This is a genomic window from Streptomyces sp. NPDC058289 (assembly GCF_042880975.1).
Lineage (GTDB): Bacteria > Actinomycetota > Actinomycetes > Streptomycetales > Streptomycetaceae > Streptomyces > Streptomyces stoeckheimensis.
Map to the genome: position 1 here is coordinate 1 of NZ_JBHVYI010000135.1, position 16,965 is coordinate 16,965.

General features: G+C 70.8%; 16 protein-coding genes and 1 pseudogene. 8 read left to right on the top strand and 9 right to left on the bottom strand.

Annotated features, from left to right (window positions below):
- Positions 1–98: 98 nt before the first annotated feature.
- The 3 genes from ACFVX6_RS38115 to ACFVX6_RS38125 all read left to right on the top strand — a co-directional run bounded on the left by ACFVX6_RS38115 (position 99) and on the right by ACFVX6_RS38125 (position 2,692).
- Positions 99–716, top strand: coding sequence for a hypothetical protein (locus ACFVX6_RS38115; protein WP_389699176.1), 618 nt, complete (start codon positions 99–101; stop codon positions 714–716).
- 217 nt (positions 717–933) lie between these two features.
- Positions 934–1,536: a DUF6529 family protein gene (locus ACFVX6_RS38120; RefSeq protein ID WP_389699177.1), complete on the top strand. Its 603-nt coding sequence runs from the start codon at positions 934–936 to the stop codon at positions 1,534–1,536.
- Positions 1,537–1,900: 364 nt separating this feature from the next.
- Positions 1,901–2,692, top strand: a complete 792-nt coding sequence (locus tag ACFVX6_RS38125; RefSeq protein WP_389699178.1) for a PIG-L deacetylase family protein — start codon at positions 1,901–1,903, stop codon at positions 2,690–2,692.
- A 445-nt stretch (positions 2,693–3,137) separates the two neighbouring features.
- Here ACFVX6_RS38125 and ACFVX6_RS38130 read toward each other — a convergent pair whose 3' ends face one another.
- Together ACFVX6_RS38130 and ACFVX6_RS38135 are read right to left on the bottom strand one after the other, a co-directional pair.
- Entirely contained in the window at positions 3,138–3,323 is a 186-nt protein-coding gene (locus ACFVX6_RS38130; RefSeq protein WP_389699191.1) for a transposase, read from the bottom strand.
- 118 nt (positions 3,324–3,441) lie between these two features.
- Positions 3,442–3,669 (bottom strand): hypothetical protein, encoded by a 228-nt coding sequence (locus ACFVX6_RS38135; RefSeq protein WP_389699179.1) that lies wholly within the window; start codon positions 3,667–3,669, stop codon positions 3,442–3,444.
- A gap of 84 nt (positions 3,670–3,753) precedes the next feature.
- Here ACFVX6_RS38135 and ACFVX6_RS38140 point away from each other — a divergent pair, with 84 nt between their 5' ends.
- The 4 genes and pseudogenes from ACFVX6_RS38140 (at position 3,754) to ACFVX6_RS38155 (ending at position 6,484) form a co-directional block, all read left to right on the top strand.
- Entirely contained in the window at positions 3,754–3,924 is a 171-nt protein-coding gene (locus ACFVX6_RS38140) for a hypothetical protein (RefSeq protein WP_389699180.1), read from the top strand.
- A gap of 328 nt (positions 3,925–4,252) precedes the next feature.
- The gene (locus ACFVX6_RS38145; protein WP_389699181.1) at positions 4,253–4,792 is read left to right on the top strand and encodes a winged helix-turn-helix domain-containing protein; all 540 of its coding nucleotides are present in this window, start codon (positions 4,253–4,255) and stop codon (positions 4,790–4,792) included.
- Positions 4,789–5,324 (top strand): annotated as a pseudogene (locus tag ACFVX6_RS38150) (transposase). The gene ACFVX6_RS38145 and the pseudogene ACFVX6_RS38150 overlap by 4 nt, the downstream one beginning before the upstream one ends.
- A 260-nt stretch (positions 5,325–5,584) precedes the next feature.
- A complete protein-coding gene (locus ACFVX6_RS38155; RefSeq protein ID WP_389699182.1) occupies positions 5,585–6,484 on the top strand; it encodes a GNAT family N-acetyltransferase in 900 nt (299 codons plus the stop codon).
- 211 nt (positions 6,485–6,695) lie between these two features.
- Here the strand turns inward: ACFVX6_RS38155 and ACFVX6_RS38160 are convergent, their stop codons facing one another.
- The 6 genes from ACFVX6_RS38160 to ACFVX6_RS38185 form a co-directional block, all read right to left on the bottom strand.
- A complete protein-coding gene (locus ACFVX6_RS38160; RefSeq protein WP_389699183.1) occupies positions 6,696–7,046 on the bottom strand; it encodes a hypothetical protein in 351 nt (116 codons plus the stop codon).
- A 528-nt stretch (positions 7,047–7,574) separates the two neighbouring features.
- Positions 7,575–8,789, bottom strand: coding sequence for a hypothetical protein (locus ACFVX6_RS38165; RefSeq protein WP_389699184.1), 1,215 nt, complete (start codon positions 8,787–8,789; stop codon positions 7,575–7,577).
- 248 nt (positions 8,790–9,037) lie between these two features.
- Positions 9,038–9,895 carry a DUF3592 domain-containing protein gene (locus tag ACFVX6_RS38170; protein WP_389699185.1) on the bottom strand — a complete coding sequence of 286 codons (858 nt, stop codon included), beginning with the start codon at positions 9,893–9,895 and terminating at the stop codon, positions 9,038–9,040.
- Positions 9,896–10,081: 186 nt separating this feature from the next.
- Positions 10,082–11,008, bottom strand: a complete 927-nt coding sequence (locus ACFVX6_RS38175; RefSeq protein ID WP_389699186.1) for an NmrA family NAD(P)-binding protein — start codon at positions 11,006–11,008, stop codon at positions 10,082–10,084.
- A 95-nt stretch (positions 11,009–11,103) separates the two neighbouring features.
- Complete coding sequence (locus tag ACFVX6_RS38180) at positions 11,104–11,595, bottom strand: hypothetical protein (protein WP_389699187.1); 492 nt, start codon at positions 11,593–11,595, stop codon at positions 11,104–11,106.
- A 161-nt stretch (positions 11,596–11,756) separates the two neighbouring features.
- Positions 11,757–12,275 (bottom strand): MarR family winged helix-turn-helix transcriptional regulator, encoded by a 519-nt coding sequence (locus tag ACFVX6_RS38185; RefSeq protein ID WP_389699188.1) that lies wholly within the window; start codon positions 12,273–12,275, stop codon positions 11,757–11,759.
- 546 nt (positions 12,276–12,821) lie between these two features.
- On the opposite strand from ACFVX6_RS38185, the gene ACFVX6_RS38190 reads away from it, so the two are divergent.
- Complete coding sequence (locus tag ACFVX6_RS38190) at positions 12,822–16,190, top strand: S8 family serine peptidase (RefSeq protein WP_389699189.1); 3,369 nt, start codon at positions 12,822–12,824, stop codon at positions 16,188–16,190.
- 490 nt (positions 16,191–16,680) lie between these two features.
- Here the strand turns inward: ACFVX6_RS38190 and ACFVX6_RS38195 are convergent.
- Positions 16,681–16,965 (bottom strand): MerR family transcriptional regulator (locus ACFVX6_RS38195; protein WP_389699190.1); only part of this gene is annotated, 285 nt, incomplete at its 5' end.

Consider the following 16,965-nt stretch of genomic DNA (forward strand, 5'->3'; position numbering starts at 1 on the left):
GGCGGTCTCACCCGACCCCCCCCCTCACGCCCGCCCCGGCGCCCGGCCGCGCCGCGCGGCCGTCCCCCGGCCCTTCACTCCACCCGGAGCACGCCACGATGCGCATACGAATCGCTTTCCAGGCCGTCCTGACCGCCGTCGGCCTGATCCTGCTGTCCCCGGCCGTGGCGCACGCCCACGGCGACACCGTGAAGGTGGTGGTCACCGGGCAGCGGGAGGGCCACGTCACCGCGAACGTCACCTGGGAGAACGACGGCGACGCCGTCGAAGAGGCGGTCGCCGCCACCGTGAACGCGGTCAGCGCCGACGGCGCCCGCACGCTGGGGCCCTGGCGGCTGGTGCGCGATCCCGCCGCGACGCCGGCCGGCTGGACCACGGCCGAGTCCCTGCCGCCCGGTGCCTGGAAGGTCAGCGTGGACGTGGGCTTCCCCGCCCTCGGGCACGGCGAACTCGAAGTCGGCGTACCGGTGGTGGACCCGGCACCGACCACCGGCACCCCGGGTCCCCGCCCCGCAGACCCGTCGTCCACGCCGACCGGGACGCAGGCGCAGAACCCGACGCCGACGCCGACGCCGACACCTGCAACGGCCTCCGAGGCCCCGGCAGAACCCGGCACGGGTCCCGCCGTCTGGTGGACAACGGCGGGAGTGGCGGCAACGGCCCTGGCCGGGGCGGCCGTCGGCATCCTCCTGCGCCGCAGACGGGCGCGCGGCTAGACCGTACTGCGGGCCCAGGTGCCCCCACAGGGCCCACCCCCGGAGTCTGGCGGGACGGATGGCATCCGTCGACATCGACGCCCTTCACACCGAGTGCTTCGGCCGCGCCAACGAGGAGTCGAGGCCGCTACGGCCGCGTCGGCCGCCATCTGCGGCACCAGACGAGTAGAAGGGATGACGAACCGCCAACCCTCAGGGTTCCGAGACGAGGAGCACCATGTCGAACGCCCGGCCCGCTCTGCGCCGCCCGGAAGGCAGGCTCGCTCTCGCACTGGCGTTCGCGGCTGCCGTCGCGGTCTTCCTCGCCATCTTCCTGTTCGGCCGGGCGAACACGCCGGACTACACCGCGACAGTGTTCGGCCAGGCAGACACCGACGCCGTGCGTCTCAAGGCGCAGCTCGCCACCGGTGTCCTGGGGCTGGCCGCTCTCCAGTTGCTGCTGGCGCTGTGGATGTACCGCCGGCTGCCCGGGGTGCGCCGGGTGCCGGGCCCGGTGCCCATCACCCACCGGATCGTCGGTGTGGTCCTGTTCGCCCTCTCCGTCCCGATCACGGTGCACTGCGTCCGGGCGTATGGCGTGCAGCTGACCGGCTCGCGTGTGGCAGTGCACTCGATCGCCGGCTGCTTCTTCTACGGGGCGTTCGCCGCCAAGGTCCTGCTGGTGCGGAGCCGTCGCCTGCCGGGCTGGGCCCTGCCACTGGCCGGGGGTGCGCTGGTGGTCGTGGTGGTGGTCCTCTGGTACACGAGTGCGCTGTGGCACTTCAACGGAGACACCGTTCCGGCACTGTCCTTCGGACACCACCACCCGCCACTGGGATAGTTCTGACGATCGGACGAGCGCCGAGGACCAGGGCCTATCGGGTGACGGCCGCCGCAGCGGCGTGCGACGGCCTGGAGGACGGCGTCGGTGGCGCCGCGGGCGCCGCCGCGCTCCAGGCGGACGTCGTAGGGACGCTGACGCCGCGAGCTGGGCGTCTCCCTCGCGGCGCAGGCCCGGGACGCGGCGGGAGCCTGAGAGCGGGGCGCGGACCGCCCCGGCCCGGACACACCCGATCGGGGCGAAGGCGTTCCGGTCGACCGGAACGGCCCTTCACGGCTGCGCACCGTCGACCCGTGCGCGCAGGAGGACCGGCAAAGACGCGCGCCTCTACGGATCTGGGAAGACGGACCGCCACTATCGGTGCATGACGACGCGAGATGAAGCGGGCGCGTTCGGCCCGCAGAGCCAGCTGCCGCCGCTACCGGAGAACTGGGAGCGATGTCTGGCCGTGGCCGCGCATCCGGACGACATCGAGTACGGCGCGGCTTCGGCTGTCGCCCGCTGGACCGCTCAGGGCAAGCAGGTGACGTACCTGCTCGCCACCCGTGGTGAAGCAGGCATCGACGCTCTGCACCCCGCCGAGGCCGCACCGCTGCGCGAGGCCGAGGAGCGGGCCGGAGCCCGCGAGGTCGGCGTGGACACGGTGGAGTTCCTCGACCACCGCGACGGCGTGGTCGAGTACGGCCCCGACCTGCGCCGCGACATCGTCCGCGCAATGCGCCGCCATCGGCCCGAGGTCGTGGTGACGGGCGCGTTCACCGTACGGATGATCGCCGGTGTCACCAACCAGGCCGATCACCGCGCGGTCGGCCTCGCGGCCCTGGACGCCGCGAGGGACGCGGGCAACCGCTGGATCTTCCCGGAACTGGCCGACGAAGGCCTCGAGCCCTGGGGCGGCATCCGCCTGGTGTGCATGGCCGGCCCGGAACACCCCACCCACGCCGTGGACATCACCGGAGAACCCCTGGAACGCGGCATCGCCTCGCTGTCCGCCCACGCCGAATACACCAGAGGGCTAGGAGAACAGAGCTTCGAACCCCGCCCGTTCCTGACCTGGGCGGCGCGGATGGGCGGCCCCGCGCTCGGTGTCGAAGCAGCGGTCCTCTTCGACGTACACCAGCTGGCGTTCGAGGGGAAGCCGCCCTGGGACCAGTAGGCCCCGCCCCACCCCGCGCGCAGCCCGCGCCGACCTCCGCAATCCGCGCCCGGACCCGGAGGTCGGCCCTATCGTCACCCCCGGTCGGCCGTCGCACGTGCCCGCGAGCACGTCGAGGACGGCGGCCAACGGCGTGAGCGCACTTGTTCCGGTAGCGCCGGACCATCTTGCGATCCAACCGCAGGCGACGACCGATGGCGTTCAGCGACAGGCCGGCGGCGGCAAGCTCGTTGACCTCAGCGTGGCGCTGTCGGATCGTCCAGGAGCGGAGTCTCCGGTGTGGCCGGCGGAAGGCTCACCTCTGTTCCGGCTGTCCGTCGGAGGCAGTCACGGTGCCGGCGGCAGGTCTTCTCCACCGCCGTCGAGAGGTTCTGGAGCAGGTGCCGGCGATCTGCCACCTCCAGCGCCTCCAGGGCGGCCTGTCTGATGGCCTTGGTAAATGCCATCAGCCGGTCTCGGCAGATGATCTCGGCGCCGGGTGCTCCTGGAGCCATGCGGCGACCGTGCTGGTCTCTCGATCCGGCAACAGATTCACCGGCCGGGAAGACTCGACATCGACGAGGACGGTGCCATGGGCCCGCCCCTTGCGGAAGGCGAACTCATCGATGCATAGGATCCGCGGAGCCCGCATTGGCACAGGCGGAGCGATCAACCGTCCCCTCCTCGCGCCGCCCGCGCTCAGGCGGCCCGCTGTCCGGCACCGCCTGAACACGACGATGCCGCAGCCGGGCCGTCGGGCAGGCCGGTATTCACGAACTGGTGCCGGGGACTTCCGCCGCACCGCCGGCCTTCACGGCGTCGACGACGCGTTCATGGAACGCCGCGAGGCCAGCGGGTGGGTACGGGGCCGGGCTGCCGGTGAGGGTGTACCACTCCTCCGCCCCCGTGTACTGGATCCGGACCTGGACGGTGCCGTCGGGGCCGGGATCGGTGGTGAGGGTGACGTCACCGGTGATGACACCGACCTCATCGGTCATCACCCCACCCGGCCCCGCCTTCACGTGCGCGGTCAACGGAACTGCGCCATCCTGGCTGCTGGGGTACGGGGTGCCATCCGGCTGGTGGGTGGTCATGAGGGGCACGTCTCCAGTATCTCGGTCAGCTTCGTCTTCGTCTTCTCCGCCTCGGTGACGGTCAGCTGGCAGGTGGCCTTCACGTTCGTCCACGCCGCCGCGTGCGTACACCAATACGTTCTTGCCGGCGAGCTTCGCGCTGCCCGCTCCAGTGCGTGAACTTCGCCCTGCTGTATCGCCACCCGCACCTGACTAGGCATGACCATCCCAAACCCTCTTGAAAGTACCTCCGCGACCTTACCCACCGCTCCTACCCCGACCGAGAAGGAAGTCCCGTACGCCCGCGGCCTTGACGCCGCCGGCGCGGGCCGTGCTGCAGCCGCCCCTCGGCTCAGGGGCCGGTGAGCTTGTCCCCCGGGCTCCGACAGACCGCATCTTGGCCTGCGTCACAACCCGTCTCGTGAACAGAGCCAGGACGTCCCCTACTGAGGTTTTCGGGTTGTCGTCGGGTGGTGACGGGGCATGATCCCTGCGGTATGCCGGTGGTATGCGCTATCCGGAGGGTGGGGGCCTGACTGCTGAGCGTCGGGCGTTTCGTGAGGGGATCCGGCTCGATGCCGGTGTGCGGTTCGCGGTGGGTGAGAAGACCGTGGTGATCGCGAAGGATCTGCGGGTGAGTGTCCGCTCGGTGGAACGCTGGCGCCATGCCTGGCGCGAGGGCGGCATGGAGGCCCTTCGCTCGAGTGGGCCGGCGAACTGCCCGACCGTGACCGACGCCCAGTTCGCCGCTCTCGAGGACGAGCTCGGCAAGGGCCCGTCAGCACACGGTTTCAAGGATGAGCGGTGGACCCTGGTCCGCGTCCAGGCGGTGATCCGCCGCCGTTTGTGTTTGACGCTGTCGGTGGCGACGGTCTGGCGGCTGCTGAAACGGCACGGCTGGTCCTGGCAGGCGCCCGGCCGCAGAGCACTCGAACGCGACGAGGACGCCGTCGAGCTGTGGAAGAAAGAGGTGTGGCCGCGGGTAAAAGCCTCGCGGCGGCGTGTGGGGGCTGGATCGTCTTCGAGGACGAGGCCGGATTCTCCATGACGCCGCCCCGCGCCCGCACCTGGGGCCGGCGCGGACACACCCCCGTCATCCGCGTCCGCGGCCGCTCCCGCCGCAGGCCTCGGTCGCCGCACTGTGCTGCTACAAACCCGGCGAACCGGCCCGTCTCATCTACCGGCCCCGCGCCCATCTCCTCCTCAAGGGCGCCCGCAAAAGCTTCTCCTGGAAGGACTACCGCGACCTCCTGGTGCGGGCGCACATCCAGCTCGGCGACCCGATCGTGGTGGTCTGGGCCAACCTCAACACCCACCTCGCAGCCGGGCTGAAACGCTATGAGGCCGAGCATGACTGGCTCACCACCGTCCGCCTCCCGCCCTACGCCCCTGACCTGAACCCCGTCGAGACCTTCTGGTCACTGGTACGTCGAGCGATGGCCAACACCGCCTTCGGCACACCCGACGACCTCGACCGCGTACTGCGACGCGAGTTACGCAAGATTCAGCTTCGGCCTCGCCTGATCGACGGCTGCCTCACCTCCACCGGCCTGGCCATCAACCCGCTGACCCCACCCTGAGAACCTCAGTAGTAAGGCCCCGTGGGCCATTGAGAGCGCCCTGCCTCCTCCCGCGAAACCCTTCCTTCCAAGGGCCGCAGAAATCCGTGGACGGACCCGCGGAAGATCACGTACCGTGTGGCTCCACGCCCTGAGATGAACGGAAGGAGGCGAGTGCCGTGTGGTTCACACCTTTCCAGCGCTCCCTCTTCCAACATCCCGGCGTGGTTTCTCAGTTCTGACCGGGGGCGCTCCAAGCAGCCTGTATCCCGGAGGAATCCATGACCGATCTGGTCATCCGTGCGCTCTCCGCGAGCGACGCACATCTCTTTGACGCACTCCCCGACCCCCTGGGCGCCCGTGAGGGTCATCGGCGTACCCGGTTCCGCCCCCACTGGAAGCGCGTCGCCCTGCGCGATGGCGAAGTCGTTGCACGCGGCGCGTGGTGGGGCGGCCCCGACGACTCGGAGCCCGTCAACATCAACTGGTTCGACGTGGCCGAGGGGGAGGAGGAGGCCGGAGCCGAACTCCTGCGCTCCGCTCCCTGGCAGGTCGAACTCGAGATCAACGTGCCCAGCGGCTGGCGGGACGACCCCGAACTGCGGGCCGGCGCCGAGACGCGCTTCGCCGCCGCACGAGCCGCTGGGTACGAACTCCTGGTGGAACGCTTCCTGTACCGCTGGACCCCGGAGCAAGGTCTGCCCCAGCGGCCCGGACGCCTGCGCTTCAGCGCCGAACCCGACGACGCCGTGTTCTTCGACGCGTTTCGCCGCATCCATTCCGTCACCCTGGACGCCCACGCGCTCAGGGCCATCGAGGAGGGCGGTCTCGACCAGGCCGCCCAGGAGGAACTCGACTTCCTCCACTGGTGCCCCTCCCCACGGGAGTGGTGGCAGATCGCGCACACGCCCGAGGGCAACCTGGCCGGCATCCACATACCGGCCCACAACCCCTCCGGCCCGACCATCGGCTTCATCGGAGTCCTGCCGGAGCAGCGCGGTCACGGCTACGCCTACGACCTCCTCGCGGAATGCACCCACCTCCTCGTCGAGCAGGGCGCGGAGGTCGTCACCGGATCGACCGACCAGGGCAACTTCCCCATGGCCGCGAACTTCACCAAGGCCGGCTTCCCCGTCATCAAGGAACGCATCAACTTCCACTCAGCGGGCCAGGAGGCCTAGCGAGGAGTAGCACCCGGTGCGAGCGGTCCGGTCCGAGGGCAGGTCCGGACCGCTTGCCAGTGCCCGGTTGCAGGCTGGCTGGCAGGGGGATCGACAGCGGGCTCGATTACCGCGGTCTTCTCACCCGCCGTGAACCTCTTGACGGACTGAAGCCGGATCCCCTCACGAGATGCCCGAATCTCAGAGGTCAGGCCCCCACCCTCCGGATATCTCACGCCACCGGCATACCGAAGGGACCATGAACCGTCCCTGCCCGACGCCGAACAGAAAACCTCAGTAATCGGTCGCGGCGGGCGGAATCCTCGGTGTCGACGGCGTGGAGGGCTTCGCGGAACAGCAGGTCGAGGTCGTCCGTGGTGGTGCGGCAATTGCACAGAGCGGCGCGCAGGACGGGGCGGCCTTGGACGGCCACGGTGGCGAGGTAGACGTGTCCGTTGTCCTGGACTCGGCGGGCGATACGGGTGTGCAGGGCATCCGGGTCGCCCTCGTTCGGGTCGGTGAGCTTGAAGCAGGCGACCGGCCAGGGGGACGGGTCAGCTCGATCGTGGCGTGGGACAGCCACGGCAGTGCGTCGGGTTCACCGGCGGTGAGGTAGGAGGCCTGGTGGGCGAAGGCGGTGTGCAGATGCTCGGGGTCCGGGACGAGCAACGCTCCGCACCCCACCGGCACGCTCCAGTACCCCGCCGAGCTCTCCGCCCTGTGGCCGCAGCCGTCCCTCACGCAGCAGGGATCGCACCTGCGCAGGCAGCGGACGGCTCACCGGGCCCTGGGGCAGTTCGCTCAGGTATCGGGCGACCCACTCGGCCGCCGATACGAGTTCGTCGCGCAGCACCTTCGCGCGGATGCGGGTGGTTCCGGGGACGGGCAGGATTCGGCGAAGTGGAGCGAGGCAGGGTCATGCAAACGGTGAGCCATGGCGGCGCGGGGAAGCTTTCATCGTTACAAGGCCCCTGGTCAGCGAAGCAAGGGCCATGATCGTAACGAGCTAGTCGCCTCGGCCGACACGCGTACCAGCACAAACTCGACGTGGCCTCCCGCGAGGGTCCGCAGCCAACTCGGACGTTGGAGGTCGCCACGGACTCACGGTCGGTCACCGGGCCAACCGTGCTTCGGCAGCGGTCCGGACCTCTGGTGTTTCCATCGGGTCGTCGCGGAGTAGGGCGATTCGGTCCAGGGTCTGCGGATGGTGGGGTGCCGAGACGATGGCCAGCAGGCGTGCCCGTTCCTCGCAGTCCCAGAGCGACTCGGTGTATGCGTCGTCCAAGCCGGACGGGTCGATCGCGGCGAGCGCCTTCAGGTAGTCAGCGCGCTCGTACGAGTGCGGGGTGTGCCGCCAGAAGCGCCAGAGTACGGGCACGGCGTCGGCGGCTTCGGGTCCGAAGCGGGCCAGTGTCTTCGCCGTGGTGTCGGGACCGCACCAGGTGCTGGCCTTCCACTGTTCGGTGAGTTCGGCCACGAGCCCCGGTAGTGCCTCGGGCCCGGGGTGGTCGGCCAGGACGTCCGCCCCCAGCCGGGCCAGCCACTCCCGCCCGTCCACGGCCCACCCGCGTGCCGCCGGCACAGCGAGGGCTCCGAGGCGGTCGACCGCCCGCCGGAGCCAGGGCAGGGACCGGCTGCCGTCCCGGGTTCCGAGCGAGGGTACGAGCGCGATCAGCCCCTCGGCCGGCTCCCGCCCGGCCAGCGACCGCAGCGCATCGACCTTCGTGTTGAACTCCGTGCCGTCGGCGGCCAGCAGGGCGAGCAGCTCATCGTCGCTCAGCCCGCCGAGGGACGGCCTCGGACGGTACGTGCGACCGGGCACCTCGATCCCGAACCGGCCCCACGGCTCGGCGGACCACGGAAGATCCTCCTCTTCGCCGATCCGGGCGCGTGCGACATCACCCAGGTCCTCCCACCAATCGGTCGGCCAGCCATCCGCGACCGACTGCAATACCGCCACCCAGTGCTTGCCTACCCGAATGTATGCCCGAATCCCCTCCCGGGCCTCGTCCGATCCGTCGAGGGCGATCAGCTCCAGCACGAGGGCGGCCCGCGAGCACTCCTCCTCGTCCCCCGCCAACTGCTCCACGACCGGCGTCGGTGACAGCTTCAGGTCACGGACCAGCCGTGCCTGGTAGAGGTAACGGCCGTCGCTGGAGTCCCACTTCCAGTCCCGACGGATCCCGTCGTACACGAAGGGCGCGGCGGCCCCCGGGTCACACCGTGCGCGCTCCGTGCCCAACCCCCGGCCGCGTTGCAGCAGCCCTTCCAGCGTGTCGTGGCGGGCATAGGACAGGCTGCGGGACTTCTCGTCGTGATAGCTCATCACCCCACACCCTGCCTGGCTGGGGGCGCGGTTGCCATGCGATATCGGCCCGAGCCACGGGACGCGGTCGTCTCGGCGGTTCGGACGCGGCCGGTGGTGATCGGCTGGAGCCGCCCAGCGCCAACACCCGTACAGGGGAGGGAAGGACGAGACCCTGCCAGCCCCGCAGCCTCGTGCTGTCGAAACCCGCGTGCCGGTACACATGCCGCAAAGCATGCACCGTGCGCGACGGTTCTCGATCCCGGCTGCTAGAGCAGGACGGCACCCGCGGCGGTCGTCGCCGCGCCGAGGAGCAGGACCAGGATGACGAAGACGATGTCCCCGATCGAGGAGCGACGGGAAGCGGCAACGTCCAGGGTGAAGATCTCGGGGTCGTCGGGCACGTAGTGGACCGCCACTTCCTGGCCGTACGCGGCGGCCGGGTCCTTCGGCGGGGTGGGGAGGCGGGCCGTGACGGTCGTGCCCTCACGGGTTGTGAAGGCGATGATCGAGGCGTAGCTGGTCCAGGTCCCCTCGTTGTCGTCGTGGATGGACTTGGTGACGGCGATCAGACGGCCCGGAACGCAGATGGCTTCGGCCAGCCGAGCGGACTCCTGGCGCGCCAGGCGAAGGTCGTGGCGCAGGACGAACACCATGGCGACGGTCAGCGGCCCGCCTGCGCCGAGCAGTGCCCACGGGTAGCCGTGGCGGATCGCGGTGTCGGTGACCAGTGCTGCGTACAGCAGAAAGACCGCGAAGTTCGGCCAGCCCCGCCCGCTCAGGCCGTCCTGGAGTGTGTAGGTGACCTCGAACCGCTGCGGGTTGCCGGGTGGGTGGAGCACCGCGACCTCGCGGCCCACCCAGACCGTGTCCAGTTGGATTCCGCGCTCGGCCTCGTACCGCAGGGTGTGTTCCTGCCCTGTGGCGGTGTCGGGAAAGGCAATGACCACGGGTATCCCGGCCGTGCCGGGGGCGCCGTGTGCGGGAGCCTGCACATCGACGATCCGCCCGGTCACCCGAACTGCACGCTGTCCACGGGTGGCCCCGGCCAGCGACCATCCGTACCCCAGCAGCGCCCATACGCCACACACCGCGCAGGCCAGCAGCCGAATCACCTGCCAGTCCATGCCCGGGCCCCCTGTTCGTCGCCGAGCGCAAGATCTACCACGCCCAGGCGGCAGCGGTAAGTGGTGCGGTCAGCAGTCTCCGTACGCGGATTCGGCTCTGGAGCGCACCCTCAGAATTCCCGGGACCAGTCGGCGCCACATCCGCCCCGACCACCCCGGTCGAGCCCAGCGCTGCCCTGACCGCCGCTAACGCGATTGCTCTCCACGCACGGGGAGGACGCCCGAGGCCGGTCGAGGTTGCCGCCCCGCTGAAAGATCTGTGGAGCGGAAGTGTGCTTGGTGTTCGCGCAGGAAGGCGTCGAGGGTGCGGGGCGGACGGCCGAGGAGATCGGTGACCGTGGTGGTCGGGCTCTCGGGCCGGGTGACGGCGAGTTGCTGGATCTCGGTCACGTGGTCGGCGAGCCAGTCGGGCATGTGGGCGTTGCGGATGAGGCGGTCGCGCAGTTCGTCCGGCGCGAGGTTGACGTAGCGGACCGCACTGCCCGTCAGAGTGGTCAGCCGTGCGGCGAGTTCGGGGTACGCGACGGCTTCGGGTCCGGTCAGGGTGTAGGTGCCGCCGACGATGCCGGGCCTGGTGAGGGCGGCCGCGGCGACGTCGCCTATGTCGCGGCAGTCGATGTAGTTGCAGGGCGCTTCGCCCATCGTGCCGAGGATGACGCCCTGGGCGACGGCGGGAGCCAGGCGCAGGAGGTTCTGCATGAACGCGTAGGGGCGCAGGACGGTGTGGGTGAGGCCGCAGGCGCGCAGGTGTTCCTCGACGGCGTGGTGTCCGCGGGACACGGCGACCGGGGAGTGGGGTTCGGCGGCGGGTGCGGAGATCTTGACGATGTGTCCGATGCCGGCTTGGGCGGCGATGTCGATGACGCGGGTTTCGAGCGCGACCTGCGCGGGGCCGTTCGCCATGGCGAGGAAGAGCTGGCCGGCGCCCTTGAACGCGGTGCGCAGGGACCCGGGGTCGGCGGCGTCCGCGTACTGGACCTCAACGGGCCGCGGGTGTGGGCCGGTTGCGCCGGGGATCGGGATGTGCGGAGTGCGGGTCAGCGCGCGGACGGGTGCGCCGAGGGCGAGGAGACTGTGGAGCAGGGCGTTCCCGGTGGCTCCGGTCGCTCCCATGACGACGATCATCGAGTACTCATTCCTTTGTTCGTTCCTTGGTGACTTCGGTCGGGTCGGGGCCCGTCGGGTGGGTGGGCCCGTTGGAGAGACGGTTACGCGCGGGAGTCAGGGCGTGCCGGGGTGGTGGCGCGCCAGCGGAGGGTGACGATGGTGGTGGCGAGGGCCGCGGAGACGGGCAGGTCGATGCGCAGGCGCTCAAGCCAGGGGGTGGCGGGGACCGGGGTGTGGGCGGGTACCCATTGGGCCGTGAACCATCCCAGCAGGGCCGCCGCACTGGAGGCGGTGACGACGAGTGCGGCGGTCAGGGCGAAGCGCGGGGTGGTGACGGTCCAGCGTCGCGGCCGCCCGCCGCGCCGCAGCCAGGCGCCGACCAGGAACGCCACCACGGCGGAGGTGCCGGCGATGGAGGTACAGGCGGCCACGGCCAGGTCCCGCTGCCCGTTGACGAGACCGGCGGTACCGGCCATCAGCGCGGGGGCGGCGTAGGCGGTCAGCACTTCACGCCACAGGGTGAACGGCCGGGACGGCCGGATCTGCCGGGAGCCTGCGCGGTTGCGGCTGGCCCTGTCCTTCGTTGCGGGCATGGTGGCCTCTTTCTCGTACGTGCGAGGGAAGCGAAGGGTCGCGGCGAGGGGTGGGAGCGGGGTGGCAGGCCCATCACGCCCGCCATTTAATTAGGCAGCTAACTACTTGGTCATAAAAGGGGCCCGGCCGGAGGGCTGGGCCAAAAATGCGGAGAGCGCGGTCAGTCGGCGACGAGGGCCGCGCTGCCGCGGACCACTCGGGCGAGCAGGTCCAGGAACACCGCGCGCTCGTCGACGGAAAGCCCGCCCACCATCGCCTCGAGCCGCCCGAAGTGCTCGGGCGCCATGTCGCGCAGGAGCTGCGCACCACGCGCGGTCAGGATGGCCACCGTGCCCCGACCGTCCTCCATGGAGGGCCGGCGCGCGATCAGACCTTCACGCTCGAGGCCGTCCAGCAGGCCGGTGACCGTGGCCCTGGAGACACCGAGGTCGGCGGCAAGGGAGGAGGGAGACTTCTCCCCGCCGTGGTCTTCGAGGTCGGCGAGCACCCGGTAGCGCCCCGTCGACAGGCCGAACCGGGCGAAGTGCGCCTCGGCCATCCTGCCGACCCGCGCGCCCGCCGAGATCAGCCGCACCGCGACCAGCACCGCCTGCGGATCGACCTCCAGGTCGTAGTGCTCGACCTGCCTCCTGGCCTGGTCGAGCGTGGGCGCCTCACCGTCGATGCCGTCGCTCGTCATGGAGATAATATGGCGGCTAACTACTTAGCCTGTCAAGGCATTCCGGTCCGGACCGGGCCGGGCCGATGCCGGGCCGCGCAGAACCCCCTTCAGTCGATCGTTCGCGGGTGCGGTCTCCCGCCACTACTGGTCGACGAAGACCACGCCCCGATCGCGGGCGTGGCCCTCAAATCCCCCGTCGCTACTGAACGTTGCGCGTGGTGTCCAGACAGCCGGACCGGTCAGTGCACCGAGTCACCGACGCGGACACACACCCGCCTCGGCCGGCGATCCCCGATCGCCTACGAGAACGACCTCCCACCGGCAGCAACTCCCCGCCTCCCCCGGCCCGAGCCACATGAACGTATCCGCCATCCGGGTCAAGGCCCGGCCAGCCGCCACGCTCCGTCCACGCCGGTACCTACGGAACCTCGCCTGCCGGATTCCCGCCCTCCGTCAACCGTTGCGAAACGGTCATGGATCGGTCATCAGCCCCCGGCAATACTGCGAGAACACCACGGTGCCTCCTTCCCGTTGGTGATCGCTCGGCTTTCAGGGGGAATTGACGTGCGCACACCTCGCATTCGGAGAACGGGGGCGGCCGCCTCGGCAGCCGTCGCCGCCATCGCGCTCACGGCGGGTCTGACCACACCCGTCGCAGCCGCACCCATGACCGGCAGCTCGGACGTCCACGCGGGTCAACAGCCCGCCGGGCAGGGGTTCACCCAACTGACCCTGATCACAGGGGACCAGGTCACCGTGGACTCCGAAGGCCGCCCGGTCGGCTTCGCCCCGGCCAAGGGCCGGGAGAAGATACCCGTGTCGGTCCGCCGGGACAAAGGCGGCAGCAGCCTCGTCCCGCTCGACGCCCGGCCCCTGATCGAGTCCGGCCGGCTCGATCCCCGCCTCTTCGACCTCACCGAACTCTCCCGCTCCGAGTACCTCAAGGCCCGCGGCAACCAACTGAAGCTGATCGTCCGCTACGACGGCTCCGCCCCGGCCGCCAAGTCCGCTCTGCGTTCCACCAATGGCCTGCGCGTGGATCGTACGTACGACCTCCTCAGCGCCGAGGCCGTGACCGCTACTCCGGTGAGTGCCGCCGCGCTCTGGGACGGGCTCACCGGCCGGCAGGGCGGCGCCACCCGTCTGGCCGCCCCCTCCGGCATCGCCTCCGTCTGGCTCGACGGCATCCGCGCCGCCAGCCTGGACAAGAGCACGCGTCAGATCGGCGCCGACAAGGCCTGGGCCGCCGGCTACGACGGTACCGGCGTGAAGATCGCCATCCTCGACACCGGCATCGACACGAGCCACCCCGACCTCACCGGCCGGGTCGTCGCCGCGGCGGACTTCTCCGAATCCGGAAGCACCGCGGACCGCTACGGCCACGGCACCCACGTCGCCTCCATCGCCGCCGGTACGGGGGCCAAGTCGGGAGGGAAGTACAAGGGCGTCGCGCCGGGAGCCAAGCTGCTCAACGGCAAGGTTCTCGGCGACGACGGCTACGGCAGCGACTCCGGCATCCTGGCCGGCATCGAGTGGGCCGTCGCGCAGGGAGCCCAGGTCGTCAACCTCAGCCTCGGTGGGCCCGACGCGCCCGAGATCGACCCGATCGAAGCCGCCGTGAACCAGCTCTCCGCCGACAAGGGCGTCCTCTTCGCCGTCGCCGCCGGCAACGACGGGAAGTCCGGGCCGGGCACGATCGACTCCCCCGGCAGCGCCGACGCCGCCCTCACCGTGGGCGCCGTCGACAAGGCCGACGTCCTCGCCGACTTCTCCGGCACAGGCCCCCGCGCGGGCGACGGCGCCGTCAAGCCCGACGTCACGGCCCCGGGCGTGGGCATCACCGCCGCCGCCGCCGTCGGCAGCGCCATCGAACAGAGGGTCGGTCAGAACCCGGCCGGCTACCTCACCCTTTCCGGCACCTCCATGGCCGCACCGCACGCGGCCGGCGCCGCCGCCCTGCTCAAGCAGCAGCACCCGACGTGGACCGGTGCCCAGCTCAAGGGCATCCTCACCGGCTCCACCAAGCCCGGCCCCTACAACGCCTTCCAGCAGGGCAGCGGCCGGATCTCGGTCGATCAGGCGCTCGGCCAGTCCGTGGTCGCCGAGCCCCTCGCGCTGGCCTTCGCCAACCAGCTGTGGCCGCACGAGGACGACGCCCCCGTCACCCGCAAGGTCACCTACCGCAACCTGGGCACCGCCCCGGTCACCCTGAACCTGTCCGTCACCGCCACCGGCCCCGACGGCAAGCCCGCCCCGGCCGGATTCCTCGCCTTCGCCCGACCGAGCGTCACCGTCCCCGCCGGCAAGACCGCCTCGGTGGACCTCACCCTGAACACCCGGCTCGGCGGCTCCGTCAACGGCCGGTACACCGGGCACGCGGTGGCGACCGCGGCCGGGCAGAGCGTCCGTACGGCGATCGTCGCCGATCGCGAGGTCGAGTCGTACGCGCTGACCATCCGCCACATCGGCCTGGACGGCAAGCGGCCGGCCGGCTACTTCAGCGACCTCCAGGGGGTGAACGGTCTGGCCACCGGCAGGAGGTTCAACATCCACGAGAACTCCCCCTCCCAGACCATCCGCGTCCCCAAGGGCAGCTACATGCTCGACTCTCACCTCTGGGCCGACCCGGAGAACAGCGAGAAGGGCCTCGACTGGATCTCCCAGCCCCGCCTCGACATCACCCGCAACACCACGGTCACGGTCGACGCCCGCACCACCAAGCCGGTGGACATCACGGTGCCCGCGGACCCGACCGTCATCGGGTTCATCACCCCCAGCTACGAGTTGCGCCTCGGAGGCGTCGGCTACACCTTCGGATGGTGGCTCTACGCAGGAATCCCCCTGCGCACCCACGGCCAGGGGCCCGAGCCGGTCGCCGGAAGCAGTCTGACCCAGCGGTGGGACAAGCACGCGGTGTCCGAAACCGAGGAGTACCACACCACGCTCGGCGGCCCGGTGCGCACTCTGGCCACCGGCTACACCCGCCATCTGAAGGCCTCCGACCTGGCCACCGTCACGGTCGATCACGGTTCCTCGGCGCCCGACAAGGAAGGCGTCGTACGAGCAGTCGGCCGGCTTCCGGGCAACGGCGGCCCGAGCTCCATGTGGCAGCCGCGGCTCTTGCCGAACACGGTGACGCTGCACCTTTCCTCGGTCGACGGCGTGAAGTGGGCGCTGTCCGCCTCCCAGTTCGGCGTGGACGAGAACGGCTATCAGATCGCGGAGACCTCGTACGCCGGCGAACGCGCCTACACGGGCGGCCGCACCTACCGGGAACGCTTCAACACCGCCGCCGCCGGGCCCCGGGTGGACACCGCGGCGGGACTCGGCCTCTACCGCAAGGGCGACCGGATGTGGGGCACGTTGCCGCTGCTCGCGGACGGCGCCGGGCACGACGGCACCGGCTTCCACGCGAAGGGCAAGACCGTGCTCTACCGCAACGGGGTCGTCGTCGGCAACCAGGCAACCGAACTCCGCGACGCCAAGCCCTTCGACGTCGCGTCCGGTGAGGCCTCCTACAAGCTGGTGGCCTCTTCCACCCAGTCCGAGACCGTCAGCCGCACCTCGTCCAAGGTGACCGCGACCTGGTGGTTCCGCTCCGGCACCACCGCGACAGGCACTGCGGCACAGCTGCCCGCCTCCGTCGTCCGGTTCGCTCCTCCGGTACGTCTGGACGGGACCGTCAACGCGGGCTACCCGCTCCGCGTCCCCGTCACCGTCCAGGGCCCGGCAGCCGGCAAGGGACTGAAGTCCCTGACGGTGTCCGTCTCCTACGACGACGGCTACACCTGGCAGACCCTGCCGGTCCAGGACGGGACGGTCACCACGCAGACCCCGCCGCAGGGCGGTCACGCCTCCCTGCGCGGCACGGTGGTCGACACCGCGGGCAACAAGTCCGAAGTCACGGTCCTGCGCGCGTACCTGACCGACTGACCTGTCCCCGCACGGCGAGACGAACCCGGAGGCGTTCGCCTCCGGGTTCGTCATGACGACTGCCTCGACCCACCCACGCCGGTGTACGGCCGCCGGCGTCGAGACGGACTTCGACGCGCTCGAGGACACGAGTACGGGAACCGGGGCCGGGTACCGTTCGCCCTCGGCGCGTGACCCGGTCTGCTGCTTCCCGGGGGTGGTCGGCGTAGAGGCGGAAGAGGGGCCGGGCGGGCTTCACCCTGGTCGCGTTCGCACGGGGCCGCCCAGAACCGGGCGATGTGCAGACTCCGGCGAGCGGCGGTCAGGCCGGGTGATGTTCTCGGCCCAGGCGTCCTTCTGGATCCGACCGATGCCACGTTTTGGCATTCCTGGAGATCAGGGAAGCCCGCGGCTTTGATCGCCGCTATGCGGCCAGGACAGCCCCGTCGCTGGAGGAACGACACGTAGGCGCGGGTGCGCGGGGCCCGCCGGACCGGCGGGCGCGTCCGTCTCAGACCGTGGGCGGTGAACTCGCCGACTCGTCGGCGCGGCGGTACTCGGAGTTGAGGCGCTGCGCCTCTTCGAGCTGGTCCTCGAGGATCACGATCCGGCAGGCGCTCTCGATCGGGGTGCCCTGGTCGACGAGCTCGCGCGCACGGGCGGCGATGCGCAGCTGGTAGCGGGAGTAGCGGCGATGGCCGCCGGCGGAGCGCAGCGGGGTGATGAGGCGGGCTTCGCCGATGGCGCGGAGGAAGCCCTGGGTGGTGCCGAGCATCTCGGCGGCCCGGCCCATGGT

Excerpts from the sequence above, each read along its gene's own strand:
- ACFVX6_RS38115 (WP_389699176.1), top strand. The coding sequence starts at position 99 with ATGCGCATACGAATCGCTTTCCAGGCCGTCCTGACCGCCGTCGGCCTG.
- ACFVX6_RS38120 (WP_389699177.1), top strand. The coding sequence starts at position 934 with ATGTCGAACGCCCGGCCCGCTCTGCGCCGCCCGGAAGGCAGGCTCGCT.
- ACFVX6_RS38125 (WP_389699178.1), top strand. The coding sequence starts at position 1,901 with ATGACGACGCGAGATGAAGCGGGCGCGTTCGGCCCGCAGAGCCAGCTG.
- ACFVX6_RS38130 (WP_389699191.1), bottom strand. The coding sequence starts at position 3,323 with ATGCGGGCTCCGCGGATCCTATGCATCGATGAGTTCGCCTTCCGCAAG.
- ACFVX6_RS38135 (WP_389699179.1), bottom strand. The coding sequence starts at position 3,669 with ATGACCGATGAGGTCGGTGTCATCACCGGTGACGTCACCCTCACCACC.
- ACFVX6_RS38145 (WP_389699181.1), top strand. The coding sequence starts at position 4,253 with ATGCGCTATCCGGAGGGTGGGGGCCTGACTGCTGAGCGTCGGGCGTTT.
- ACFVX6_RS38155 (WP_389699182.1), top strand. The coding sequence starts at position 5,585 with ATGACCGATCTGGTCATCCGTGCGCTCTCCGCGAGCGACGCACATCTC.
- ACFVX6_RS38165 (WP_389699184.1), bottom strand. The coding sequence starts at position 8,789 with ATGAGCTATCACGACGAGAAGTCCCGCAGCCTGTCCTATGCCCGCCAC.
- ACFVX6_RS38170 (WP_389699185.1), bottom strand. The coding sequence starts at position 9,895 with ATGGACTGGCAGGTGATTCGGCTGCTGGCCTGCGCGGTGTGTGGCGTA.
- ACFVX6_RS38175 (WP_389699186.1), bottom strand. The coding sequence starts at position 11,008 with ATGGGAGCGACCGGAGCCACCGGGAACGCCCTGCTCCACAGTCTCCTC.
- ACFVX6_RS38180 (WP_389699187.1), bottom strand. The coding sequence starts at position 11,595 with ATGCCCGCAACGAAGGACAGGGCCAGCCGCAACCGCGCAGGCTCCCGG.
- ACFVX6_RS38185 (WP_389699188.1), bottom strand. The coding sequence starts at position 12,275 with ATGACGAGCGACGGCATCGACGGTGAGGCGCCCACGCTCGACCAGGCC.